At 61.6% G+C, this 12137-nt stretch carries 9 protein-coding genes and 1 riboswitch; of the genes, 7 read left to right on the plus strand and 2 right to left on the minus strand.

The annotated features are described in order from the left end of the window. Together U9R81_RS12845 and U9R81_RS12850 are read right to left on the minus strand one after the other, a co-directional pair. On the minus strand, nt 1–1027 hold a 1027-nt coding region (locus U9R81_RS12845), incomplete at its 3' end, for a prenyltransferase/squalene oxidase repeat-containing protein (RefSeq protein ID WP_322495845.1). Nucleotides 1028–1176: 149 nt separating this feature from the next. After that, nucleotides 1177–1318: riboswitch (cobalamin riboswitch) on the minus strand. Between the two features lie 106 nt (nt 1319–1424). Further along, nucleotides 1425–2471 (minus strand): [LysW]-lysine hydrolase, encoded by a 1047-nt coding sequence (locus U9R81_RS12850; protein ID WP_322495846.1) that lies wholly within the window; start codon nt 2469–2471, stop codon nt 1425–1427. Between the two features lie 121 nt (nt 2472–2592). Between U9R81_RS12850 and U9R81_RS12855 the strand changes: the two genes are divergently transcribed. The 7 genes from U9R81_RS12855 to U9R81_RS12885 all read left to right on the plus strand — a co-directional run. Continuing rightward, complete coding sequence (locus U9R81_RS12855) at nt 2593–3006, plus strand: ATP-binding protein (protein WP_322495847.1); 414 nt, start codon at nt 2593–2595, stop codon at nt 3004–3006. 12 nt (nt 3007–3018) lie between these two features. After that, on the plus strand, nt 3019–3522 hold the full coding sequence (locus tag U9R81_RS12860; RefSeq protein WP_066783504.1) for a YcxB family protein: 504 nt from the start codon (nt 3019–3021) through the stop codon (nt 3520–3522). Continuing rightward, a complete protein-coding gene (locus U9R81_RS12865) occupies nt 3506–7738 on the plus strand; it encodes a bifunctional RecB family nuclease/DEAD/DEAH box helicase (protein ID WP_322495848.1) in 4233 nt (1410 codons plus the stop codon). The genes U9R81_RS12860 and U9R81_RS12865 overlap by 17 nt, the downstream gene beginning before the upstream one ends. A gap of 504 nt (nt 7739–8242) precedes the next feature. Beyond that, complete coding sequence (locus U9R81_RS12870) at nt 8243–8479, plus strand: hypothetical protein (RefSeq protein WP_322495849.1); 237 nt, start codon at nt 8243–8245, stop codon at nt 8477–8479. Beyond that, entirely contained in the window at nt 8473–8772 is a 300-nt protein-coding gene (locus tag U9R81_RS12875; RefSeq protein WP_322495850.1) for a PIN domain-containing protein, read from the plus strand. Before U9R81_RS12870 ends, U9R81_RS12875 begins: the two co-directional genes overlap by 7 nt. 784 nt (nt 8773–9556) lie before the next feature. Beyond that, nucleotides 9557–11293, plus strand: a complete 1737-nt coding sequence (locus U9R81_RS12880; RefSeq protein WP_322495851.1) for a 2-oxoacid:acceptor oxidoreductase subunit alpha — start codon at nt 9557–9559, stop codon at nt 11291–11293. A gap of 70 nt (nt 11294–11363) precedes the next feature. Then, on the plus strand, nt 11364–12137 hold a 774-nt coding region (locus U9R81_RS12885; RefSeq protein ID WP_322495852.1), incomplete at its 3' end, for a 2-oxoacid:ferredoxin oxidoreductase subunit beta.

The raw sequence follows: 12137 nt of genomic DNA on the forward strand, positions 1-12137 counted from the left end.
CCGCTAACGCCAGCAAGCCGGCCAGCGCCAGCAGCGGCAACAGCGGCTGCGCTGCGCCTGCGGTGCGCGGCAACGTGGTCGCCGGCGCAATCAGGCTTTGCGCCGCCGGGATCGAGGCCGTCACCACCGGCAATGCCTTCCCGGCTAGCGCCGGAATGGCCTGATACGTGGCCAGCGCATTATCATCGGGCATCGCATTCTGATAGCGGAACGCGCCGCTGCTGTTTTGGAAGGCGGCCAACGCGCTGAGCGGTGTCGCATCGCCTTGCTTCCACGCTGCGCCGCTGGGATCTTCGCCGAGGGCAATGATCGCCATCGTCACCGCTGCCGTCGAGTTGGCATCGCTGGCATTGCCGAACGGCGACGCCTGCGAGTAGGGGAAGCCGCCGTCGGGGTTTTGCTGGCCGCGCAGGTAGGCGCGCGCCGCATTCAAGGCATCGGCGGCGCGGGCCCGGCCAGCCAGCGCCATCACTGCCAAGGCAGTGGTATTCGTATCGCTGCCGGTCGCCGCGGCGCCGTCGAAGCTCCAACCGCCATCGCGCAGTTGCAACGCGATCAGCCGGTCAATCGCCGCTGCCGGCGGCTGCACTCCCATGGCTTTGATCGCCAGCAACGCCAGCGCATGGCCGTAGACATCGCTGCCGTACTGGCCGGTGGCTGGGTTGTAATTAAAACCGAGCTGTTGGGCCAGATTGCTCCCGCCAAAGTTGAGCGGATCGCTCTGCGTGGCGACGGCGGCTAAAATCAGTTTAGCCGCTGCGCCAGCGGTTGACATGCCGTAAGTAGCCGACTGCCCGGCAAGGTAGCTCACGGCATTGGCCGGCGGTTGCTGGCCGCCAGCGACAAAAGCGACGATCGCGTCAGCAGTATCGCCCGGCCCAAAACCGGCAAAGCTGCCGTCAGCCTGTTGTTGGCCGGCTACCCACTTCAGCGCCGATTCGACCGCCGTGCCCTGCGCGGCGACCGGCAGCCAAGCGGCGATGCTCAACACTGTGGCAAGGAATAGTGCAAGAACCCGGCGCATCATGCAGATCCCTTTCATTCAAGACAACATCACCAAGGCAAACGTTTGATGATCCCAACAACAAAAATCCCTTCCACGGCTGTGGAAGGGTAACGACGAAAGCAAGACGGATGCCGATCTTGCGCGCGCCTCACCCCCTTTCCAGCGCGGGTGTGACAGCGAACAAGCAGGGACGGGCATTCTGGCTCGTCGCCAATGGCGACCTACAGTAGCGTGGACTGCGCCGGCCTTTGACCGGACTTCCCCCAATTAAGCCCTTCGCTTCCTCCGGGCTCCCTACTGGCGGGGTTGTTACCCCGCAATTGCTTATATTCAATTGCGGCGATAGTACCACAATTGCCGCTGTGCGTCAACGAAGGAGGGAGTAGGGAATAGGGATTGTCAATCTCCTTACTCCCCATCATCGCAATTGCCCCAACACCTCGGCCAACACCGCAATCGCCCGCTCGTACTCTGCCAACTCGACGTGCTCGTCGGGGGTGTGGTCGAGGCGCGAATCACCCGGCCCGTAGGCGACGATCGGGCATTGCCACGCCGGCCCGACCACATTCATATCGGCGGTGCCGGTCTTGTGCAAGAAAGCGGGTTGGCCGCCGTGCTGGCGAATGGCGCGCACAAAGGCGCTGGCCAGCGGCGTGGTGCGCGGGCTTTGGAAGGCCGGGCATGCCCCTTCAAACGTCACCTCAGCCGGGCCGGCCAGCTCGTGCAGCCTCCCAGCCAGCGCGTCCGGATCGACGCCGGGCGGCAGGCGCAGGCCAACCGTCGCCTCGACCCATTCGGTGATGCCATCACTCCCGCTCTGCACCCGGCGCAACGAGGGAATTAATTGCTCGAACAACCGCTCGCGCCCGGCATTGACCGTCTGGCAATGGCGCTCAACCGCGCGCCAAAAGTCGACCATCTGTTCCGGCGCGGCCCGCTGCTCGCCGGCGCTGTGAGCTGCCGGCTGGGCGTAGCGGTAGTGGGCAAGCAGGCGACCTTTGTAGCCAAGCGTAATCCGATCCCAGCCGCTCGGCTCGCCGATCACGCAGAACGCCGGGCGATAGCGGTCGCGGGCGGCATGGGCGCCGCGCGAACTCGCCGCCTCTTCCTCGGTCGCGCCAACGATCGCCAGCCGGCAGTTGAGCGTGCCGGCCAACTCGGCCCGCCGCGCTGCCCACACAAACGTCGCTAGTGGCCCCTTGGCATCAACCGCCCCCCTCCCGTACAGTTTGCCGTCCTCGATCCGCACCGGCACCTCACCCGGCACCGTGTCGATATGGCCGAGCAACACCACCAGCGGCCCGCTCGTGCCCACATGCCCAACTGCGCTGCCCGACTCATCGACGAACGCTTCCCAGCCGAATGCCACCATCTGTTCGACCATCACCTGCACCGCCGCCGCTTCGCGGCCCGACAACGACGGCGTGCGCAAGAGGCGAACGAGAAAGTCAACCGCTTCATGCATTATCGAATACTCCTCAGCGCTACCTAACAGAGGTAGTGAACGTTCCTGAATTCACTACTCGCTCACCCTATGGTATCATGCACGATATATTTTCCGAGTCCCCACTTGTACCGGAGACAGTATGTCCGCATCATTCGCCTTTAACGCCGACCTCCGCAGCCTCAAACAGATCCGGCGTTCCATCACTGATGCGGCCAGCAATATCGGCGCTCGCCGGGATAGTATCGACGATATTGTGTATGCGGCCAACGAGCTAATTTCCAATGCGATCACCTACGGCTACGGCGGCCAAGCTGGTCCTATTTGGGTCGATGTCTGGAACGAGGGTGATTCGCTGTGTGTGCGCATTTGTGATGCCGCGCCAGCCTTCAACCCGCTCAATGTGCCGCTGCCGCGCAATCTGATCGGGCGCAGCCAGCAACGCGTCGGCGGGTTGGGGCTGTTTTTGTCGCGCTATTTGCTCGATGATTTACAATATCGAGTATTGCCTGAGGGCGGAAATGAATTAATATTGGTGAAGTGGAATGCCTTTTAGCGGTAAATAGCTATGATTATCGAGAGCACGATTAGCCAACGCGAGTTTACTCGCCACGCACTGAGCCGGTATTTTCGCCGGCCAATTTTCTACGTGTTTGCGTTTGTCGCCGCTATCTTGACCGCATTCGTGATCTACGATCCGAGCATCCCGCAAGCGCCGGCCTTGCTCGGCGGCTGGATCCCGTTTTTGGTCTACGCCATCACCGGTTTTGTGCTCATCCAACGCCAGAGCCGTAACCGCGACCTGCCGATTTACCAGCCAACGCGCTACGAATTGGGCCGCGAGACGTTGATCGTCAGTGCGCGCAGCGGTCGCAGCGAAATCCCGTGGTCGAAGGTGCGCGCGTGGCGCAAGCTCGGTGGTGTGTATGAACTGCAATTGATCAATGGGCAGGTGTTGCTCATCTCGGCCCGCGCGATCGGTCCGCGCCAAGTAGGCGCCTTCGAGCGCATGCTGCGTAACCGGATCGAGCCCAAGCCAGAACCGGGGGTGTTTGATGAACCGGCGGCTTGAGACGATCGACGATCGCTTGCCGCCGTTGGCGCTTGATCCGGCCCAACCGCAGGCAATTTCTCCTACCGACCTCGCCCAGTATCTGCGGCTCGATCAGTGCCGGCGCTATCTGCGCTTGCGCCTGCACGAACGCCGGAAGGAGCTGAGCTGGCTGCCTCGCTATGGCATGGCGCTTCAGCCCATCCCGCCAATGCTGACCATCGCCGGACGCCGGTTCGAGCAGGCGATCGAGGCGCAGGTGCGCGAGCGGTTTCGGCAGGCGATTCACTGCGCGCAGCGCCGCCAGCAGGGTGATCCGGCGTTTATGACCGCTGATCACAATCACATTGTCATTGCCCACATCCAGCAGCTCGCGCCGAATACGGCCCAAGTGCTGTTTCAACCGCGGTTAGCCTCCCAGTTGCACGGTTGGGCTATGAGCGGCGATGTCGATCTGCTGTTCCTATCCTGCGATGATGCCGGCGCTTGCCACGCCGTTATTATTGACGCCAAAAGTTCGGCGGCGGCCAAGATCGAGCATCGCTTGCAATTGGCCTGTTACCAGCGTCTGCTCGAACAGATAACCAGTGCTGCTGGCGTGACGTTGGCGTCCATCCGGCTTGGCGTGCTCTACCGCGGCGAGTTGCCGTCACCGCAGCAAACCCCTGTCGAACGGCGGCGGATCGAATGCGAACGGCAACAGGCGTTTGATTTGCTCGGCGTGACCACGGCCCAGCTTGAGCTGGTTGCCGATCCGGCCCCCTATCTGGCCGAGATCGAGACCCTGCTGGCCGGGCCAGATTCGATCTTGGCCGCAACCGCCGCCGCGCCGTTTGCCGAGTTGCCGTTTCACCTCACCGCCAAGTGTGATGGCTGCCTCTATAACGAGGTCTGTATGCGCTGGGCCGCTGCCCACGATGACCTCTCGCTCATCCCGTCGCTGACCGAGCCGGAGAAGTCGGCCTTACGCGCGCACGGCATTACTACCGCGAACCAACTCGCTCTACTCAAAGAGTTCGCCGGCGAGCGTTTGATGACGCCGGAACGCCATCGTCCAATGATCAGCCAACTGCTCAGCCATCCTACGCTGGCGCCCCGTCTCGATGAGCTGATCCACCGTGCCCGCGCGTTTCGCCGCTGGCGTGGCGACCAGCTCGCTGCCACCGCCTATCTGCCCTACAAAGGCCATAGCTCGCTGCCCGACGTGAGCGCCGATCTCCATCCCAACCTGATCGCCGTCTATCTCGACCCGCTCTACGACCACACGCAGGGGATGCTGGTGTTGCTCGGCGCGCTGGTGGTGGGGTATGAGCATGGCGTGCCGGCCCGGCGCGAGACGGTGATCAAGCTGCTCGATCAGCCGCCGCAATCGCCGGCTGATGAGGGGCGCTTGCTGGCAGAGTGGATTAACGCGCTGTTGCAGGCGATCGCCAAGGTGGCCGCGCCTGACGTCGAGGGCCTTCTGCGCGCGCCTATCCATCTGATCGTGCCCGATTCGTTCAGCCTGCAAAACCTGCTCGACGGGCTGGCCCGCCACCCCCAAGTCTTCGGCTCGACCCCGCTCTACGATCTGGCGGCGCAGAGCGCCGGTTTTGAAGCGCCCATGGTCACGGTGTTGATCAGCGAGCGCCGCCGGTTCCGCAACGACCCGCTGGCCTATGACTCACTGGCCCGGCTGGCGCAGATGCAGCGGTTTGATTGGGGGGAGTATCGCCGGCTCTTTTACCGGCGCGTCTTTGATGATCTGAGCAATGACAAGGATTTAGGCTGGTATACGCGGCGGGTGCGCTTCAATAACCAGATTCCGCTCGAGTATCTCTACGCGGCGTGGCAGGCGCTGCCGCCGCCGCCTGATCGCGGCGATGATGAGTTGATCGATTACCGGCAGGTCAAGCGATCGCATGTGATCGGTTTTGTCGAGAAACGGTTGCACGCGATCGAGCTGCTGGCCGATAAGCTGCCGCGCAACTCGCACACCACCAAGCCGCCGTTCGATCTGTCGTGCATTGTCGAATATTCCCGCCAAGCGCGCACACTGGCCGATGCGCTGGCCGAGTTTCTGCTCATCGAGCGGTACGTGGCGCTGGTGACGTGGGGCCAGCAGCATCTGCCGCCTCCTGAACAGCGGGTGCTGGCCGGCGCGAGTTTGATTGTGCGCTATGAGCTGGCTGATCAAGACCCGGCCCTGCTTGAGACGCTGGCCGAAAACGAGCGCCGGCAGGCGTTGAAGGCTGAATTGACCGGCGGGCGGAAGGGGGTGCGGTTGAAGGCCGAGCAGAAAAAGCAGGTTGAGCCGCTGCCGTTGCCTGATGTGCCGCTGCGCCTGCGGATTGATCTCGACAATGTTGAGTGCGATTTGGCAACGGCGCTCCGCCTAACCACTCTCTCGCCCGGCGATAAGGTCATTCTCGCCCCGCGCTGGAGCGTTGATGAACGGTTGCCGCCCGATCAGCGCAAACCGTTCCCTACCACTGCTCGCCAACTGCTCTACCAGCCGCGGGCGACGCTGGTGGCGATTGAACCGGATGGATTGGTGTTGCTAAAGCCAGATACCCGCTACAGTAAAGGCGACCGGCGGTTCACCTTCGACAGCAATTGGCGGTGGCCGCAACCCGGCGAGGTGTACACGATCGAGGCCGATCCCAACGACATCTATGGCCAGCGCTGTATGGAGGTGGTGCAGGAATTGCGCCAAGGGGCGGCCAATGCGCTCTACGCGCGCTTGACCGATCCCGCTGGGAGGCAGGTCACGCTGCCGGCGGCGGCGCGGGCTGGCTATGCCCAGTTCGTGGCGGGGTTGCGCGCGCTGGCCGAGGCCGGGATGTTGCACCCGTTCGATGCGCACCAGATGGATTACATCGCCAACTATGGCGATGCCCCCACGCTGTTGGTGCAAGGTCCTCCCGGCACCGGCAAGAGCTACACGTCGGCCTTTGCCCTGCTGGCCCGTATGCAAGGCTTACTGGCCGCCGGCCAACCCTGCCGGGTGCTGCTCAGTTGCAAGACCCACGCCGCTACTGATGTGCTCTTGCGCAAGATTGCCGAGGTGCAAGCCAAACTGGCCGCCATCCGCGCCCAACAGCCTGATCTCTTCGCCGCCTATTTCGACGAACGATTGCTGGCCGTGCCGCTCTTCCGCGTCCGGCCCAAAGAGCGCGCCGATCTGCCGCCGGCGGCGCAGGTGATCGACACCATCGGCCCGGTGATCAACGCGCCGGTCTGCTTTGTCGCCGCCACCCCCTTCGCCATTGCGTCATTGCTCAAACGTGAGCAACGCTATCACACCGAACCCTTCGCTGATCTGTTGCTGCTCGATGAGGCGTCGCAGATGAACCTGCCCGAAGCCTGTATGGCGGCAATCGCCCTCACCCCCGGCGGCAGGCTGATCGTGGTTGGCGATCACCGCCAGATGCCGCCGATCGTGCAGCACGAATGGCGCGGTGAACGCCGGCGCACCTTCCAAGCCTACCGCGTCTACAGCTCGCTGTTCGAGACGCTGCTCAACCTCGATTCGCCGCCGCCGCTGGTGCGGTTGGCCGAAAGCTTCCGGCTCCACCGCGATCTGGCTGCGTTTCTGCGCCGCGCCATCTACGAACAAGACGGCATTCCCTACTTCTCGCGCCGCAACACCACCTTGGCCGTTGCGCCGATCAGCGATCCTATGGTCGCTGCTGCGCTCGACCCGCGCCACCCGCTGGTGGTCATCGTCCACGACGAAGCGCAAAGCCAAGACAGCAATCCGTTCGAGGCCAGCCTCATCCGGCCTTTAATCGAGACGCTAGTAGGCCAGCTTGGCCTCGATGCCGCCACCGGCATCGGCATTGTGGTGCCGCACCGCGCCCAACGGCTAGCGCTGCGCGAACAACTACCCGAGATCATGCAGGCGCTCTTGATCGAGCACGATGGCGCGACCGTCGATACCGTCGAGCGCTTTCAAGGCGACGAACGCGACGTGATTATCGTCTCGGCCACCGAAAGCGACCCCGACTACCTGCGCGCCGCCAGCGGCTTCTTGCTCGATCCGCGCCGGCTCAATGTTGCCCTCAGCCGCGCGCGCTACAAGCTGATCTTAATCGCCGCCCGCACCGTCTTCCACCTCTTCGCCACCGACGAAGAGATCTTCCAGCACGCCCAACTCTGGAAACGGCTGCTGCGCGACACCTGCCGCGTGCCGCTCTGGCAGGGCCAACGTGACGGCATTGCGGTTGAGGTGTGGGGAAACGAGACAGAAGCTTGATTAGGATGGGGAATAGCCACAAAAAGACGCAAGAAAGTTAACGGCGCATTGTATGTTGTTCCATCAAGTTTTGTGCCGTTTGGGTCTTTTTGAGGCTATTCCAAACCAATATGATGAGGTGGCAAAACGCAACCGATTTTGCTCCAGCAATCTCGACCGCCGAGAGTGCCGAGAACGCAGAGGAAGAATCCACTCCTCTGCGCCCGCGGCCTCTTCGGCAATAATCGTGCGCTGAGCAACCAACCTCCATGCACCACGCCGGTTGTGCGGTGGGTACAATAGTGCGGAACCGGCCAAGGACGGGGTAGCCCTAGGTATGAGTTTAGGATAACAGGCCAATGGCAGCAAGGTCTACAGGAAACAACCTGCTCGGTATTGTGGCAGGGATGATGATGTTGCCATCGTGCGACGCTCTCGGTCCAATACCACCAGCACGTGATGGCAATGGAAAGGAGGCGACCGATGACAACGAGCGTCGAGCAAGTTCTCCAAGCGGCGTAGCAATTGTCGCCGGTCGACCAGTTGATCCAAGCGCTGTCACAATCGTTGATGCGCCACTATCGCACGCTCGCGGCAGTGCCGGCGCTCCCGCCATCAGTCCGGCGCACCGCGCCGGTGCAAGACCTTGCAACGCTGGCGGCTGATTTTTGGCCAGAAGATGAAACGGCGGATGCAGTCATCGCATATTTGGCCCAACAACGGCACGCTGATCGATCCGATCTGATGGACGAACGATGGTGATGGTGCTGCTCGACACCAATATCGTGTCTTACTTGTTCAAACGCGATAGCCGGGTGGCACTCTACGCGCCGCACCTGCTCAATCGCGAGCTCGCCATTTCCCTGATGACGGTGGCTGAATTGTTCCAGTGGGCAGCGGTGCGGCATTGGGGCGATAATCGGATCCAGCAGCTTGAACAGGCTATGGAGCGCTATACCATCATCCCTATCGATATGCCGTTATGCCGGGTATGGGCCACGATCCGCGCAATGCGCAGTCAAGCAGGAATGCCGATCGCGCCCCAAGATGCGTAGATTGCTGCCACGGCGCTGTATTACCAGCTCCCGCTTATCACCCACAATCAGGTCGACTATCAGGCTATTCCAGTTCTGACTATCATCATTGAAACCGAATGATGGACTGATTGTTCTCCGGCTTGCACACAACTTCCACCATACTATCCTCGCGTTCGCCGAGGGTGAGCATGTGACCAGAGGCGAGAAAACTTCCATCACGCTGGTAGTGCTGTCCACGACAGCGGAACAAGGTATCTCCACGGCGGTACAATGTTGCACAGGTACTCCTGCGGATCACTTGTCATGCCGGTGGCACGGCCGGTACGATACTGGGGAACCGGCCAAAGACGGGGACGTTGGTTTGATTTACCGCCGAGAGCGCAGAGAACGCGGAGGAGAAGCGCACTCCTCTGCGTGTTCCGCGGTACACAACCGGCTGAACCGGTGAATAGCCACAAAAAGACACAAGATAGGTTTTGCCCAGCAACCTTTGTGCGTTTTGCGTCTTGTTGCGGCGATGCTACCTCCGCACCTGCCACGATCGGGAGTGCGGCAGTCAAACTGCCGCACTCCAGAGCATCGCTTTGCGGCTATCCCCAAGCCTCCCAACAGTTCGCTGCTACGACCAATCCTCGTTCCAACCCGATTGGCAACGCAACATTTTTGCACAAACATCGCACCGTTTATCACAAGAAAAAGGGCATTGCAGCGGCTGCACCCCAGTGCTATGATACCTTCACCATTCTTGTATCGTTCTAGCGCCAACGGCGGCGCAGAGCAACGCAGCTACGGCGAGGTCGCCATGATCCAAAAAGAAGATGTCGTCATCCGTGTCGCTGGCGAAAGCGGCGATGGCAGCAGCGCCACCGGCGAGATGCTGGCGCAAGCGGCTGCCCGTTCTGGCCTGCACGTCTTTACCTTCCGCACCACTCCGGCTGAAATTAAGGGTGGGCCGGTGATGTTTCAGGTGCGCGCTTCCAACAGCCCTGTCCGCTCAATGGGTGATGCGGTTGATGTGCTGTTCGCCTTTAACCGCGAAGCGTGGGATCTCCACCACGCCGATATGGCCCCCAATGCCGTCTTGCTCTACGATCCCGAAGAGTTTGACCTCCCTGCCGAATTTACCGGCATTGCCTACCCGGCCCCGATTGGCCAGATCGCGCAAGCTGCCGGCAACCGGCGCGGCAAGAATGTGGCTGCGCTCGGTGTGGTGGCGGCGTTGTTTGGTCTCGGCCTGAATAAACTCGAAGATATCGTGCGGGCCAAACTGGGCAAGAAGGCCAATCTGCTCGAGTCAAATCTGGCCGCGCTGCGGGCCGGGATCGAGTATGCCCAACATCTTGACAAGCGCGATCCGTTTTGGATGGAGTCGACCGGTGAGCACGATCGCTACGTGATGACCGGCAATCAGGCAATTGTGGCCGGCGCATTGCATGCCGGGGTCGAATTTTTTGCCGGCTATCCAATTACCCCTGCCTCCGACATTATGGAGGGCATGGCGGCGATGTTGCCCCAGATCGGGGGCGGCTATCTGCAGGCCGAAGATGAGATTGCGTCGATTATGGCGTGCATCGGCGCGTCGTATGGCGGCAAGCGCGCCATGACTGCTACCTCCGGGCCGGGGTTGTCGCTGATGAGCGAGGCGATTGGCTATGCCAGCATGACCGAGATCCCGGTGGTGATTGTTGATGCGCAGCGCGGCGGCCCCAGCACTGGCCTGCCCACCAAGATGGAGCAGTCAGACCTGAATATCGCCCTCCACGGCAGCCACGGCGATAGTCCGCGCATTGTGTTGGCGCCGGCCAGCGTCGCCGAGTGTTTCCACCTGACCGTTGCGGCGTTCAATTTGGCCGAACAGTACCAAACACCGGTGATTGTCCTAAGTGACTATTCGCTCTCGTTCCGCACCGAGACGGTTGAACCGTTTGATCTGAGCAAGTATCCACGCATCGACCGGCTGCGCCCTAATGGCGAGTTGGCCGCCAATCAATATCGCCGCTACGAGCTGACCGCTAGTCTGGTGTCGCCGATGGTCGCGCCCGGTGCGGCCCATGCCCAGTACACCGCGACTGGTCTCGAACATAATGAGTTCGGCAACCCTGATTATACGCCGGCGAACCATGCGATCATGACCGAAAAGCGCTGGGGCAAGCTGGCCCCGTTGCAGCATTCACGCGAGTATGTGCGCCGGTTTGGTGCCGAGCGGGCCAAGGTCGGGCTGATCTGTTGGGGCACCACTGCCGGCCCGTGTCGCGGCGCAGTCTATCTGGCCGGCCAAGAGGAGTTGCCGGTCGCGATGTTGCAAGTGCAGATGCTCTCGCCGCTGCCGGTTGACGCGATCAATGAGTTTCTCAAACAGGTTGAGATTGTGGTGGTGCCGGAGGTCAATTTCCAAGGCCAGTTCGCCAAACTTTTGCAGGCTGAACTCGGCATCAAGGTGCGCTCGTTGACCAAGTATACCGGCATGCCCTTCTCGCGACTTGAGATTCTGCGCCAGATTCACGCTCTGCACGGCCTCGCCGAGCCAGTGCTGGTTTGATTGACTTTGCCGCATTCAGGATGGGTAACGCATCGCGTTGCCCCAATAACATTAAAACAAGGTCACACGTATGACAGCCGTACCGATCATCTCAGCACCCGTCGTCTACAAACCATCCGATTACCGCAGCGACCTCAAACCGATCTGGTGTCCGGGTTGCGGCGATTTCGGCGTGTTGGCCGCTATTCAGCAGGCCCTTGCCGCTGCCCAGATCAACCCCAAGGATTTGGCCGTGGTGTCAGGCATTGGTTGCAGCTCGCGCTTGCCCGGCTTCTTACAGACTTACGGCCTGCATACGGTGCATGGCCGGGCACTGCCGGCAGCGATTGGTCTCAAGATCGCCCGCCCCGATCTGACTGTGATGGCCGTCGGCGGTGATGGCGACTTCTTCAGCATCGGCTTGGGCCATCTGCCGCACGCAGCGCGGCGCGATCTTGATATCACCGTCGTGGTGATGGATAACGCAATCTATGGTTTGACCAAGGGCCAAACCTCGTCGACCTCGCCGCGCGGTCACGTCACCAAGAGCACTCCCTACGGCCAGTCGGCCCAACCGCTGCATCCGCTGGCCATCGTGCTCGCCAGCGGCGCGTCGTTCGTGGCCCGCGGCTTATCGAGCCAACCCAAACAGTTAGCCGAGCTGATCAAGGCTGGTCTCGACCATCGCGGTTTCGCCTTTATTCATGTGCTCAGCCCGTGCGTCACCTTCTACGACACCTATAAACTGTACAAGGATCTCGTCTACAACCTGCCCGACACGCACGACCCATCCGACCTCGATGCGGCGATGCACTACGCGGTTGAGAGCGAGCGGCTGCCGCTCGGCATCGTCTACCGCCGCCCG

This window comes from Chloroflexus sp., assembly GCF_034435895.1.
GTDB lineage: Bacteria > Chloroflexota > Chloroflexia > Chloroflexales > Chloroflexaceae > Chloroflexus.

Coding starts and splice junctions, on each gene's coding strand:
- U9R81_RS12850 (WP_322495846.1), bottom strand. CDS start 2,471: ATGCATGAAGCGGTTGACTTTCTCGTTCGCCTCTTGCGCACGCCGTCG.
- U9R81_RS12875 (WP_322495850.1), top strand. CDS start 8,473: ATGGTGATGGTGCTGCTCGACACCAATATCGTGTCTTACTTGTTCAAA.
- U9R81_RS12865 (WP_322495848.1), top strand. CDS start 3,506: ATGAACCGGCGGCTTGAGACGATCGACGATCGCTTGCCGCCGTTGGCG.
- U9R81_RS12855 (WP_322495847.1), top strand. CDS start 2,593: ATGTCCGCATCATTCGCCTTTAACGCCGACCTCCGCAGCCTCAAACAG.
- U9R81_RS12880 (WP_322495851.1), top strand. CDS start 9,557: ATGATCCAAAAAGAAGATGTCGTCATCCGTGTCGCTGGCGAAAGCGGC.
- U9R81_RS12860 (WP_066783504.1), top strand. CDS start 3,019: ATGATTATCGAGAGCACGATTAGCCAACGCGAGTTTACTCGCCACGCA.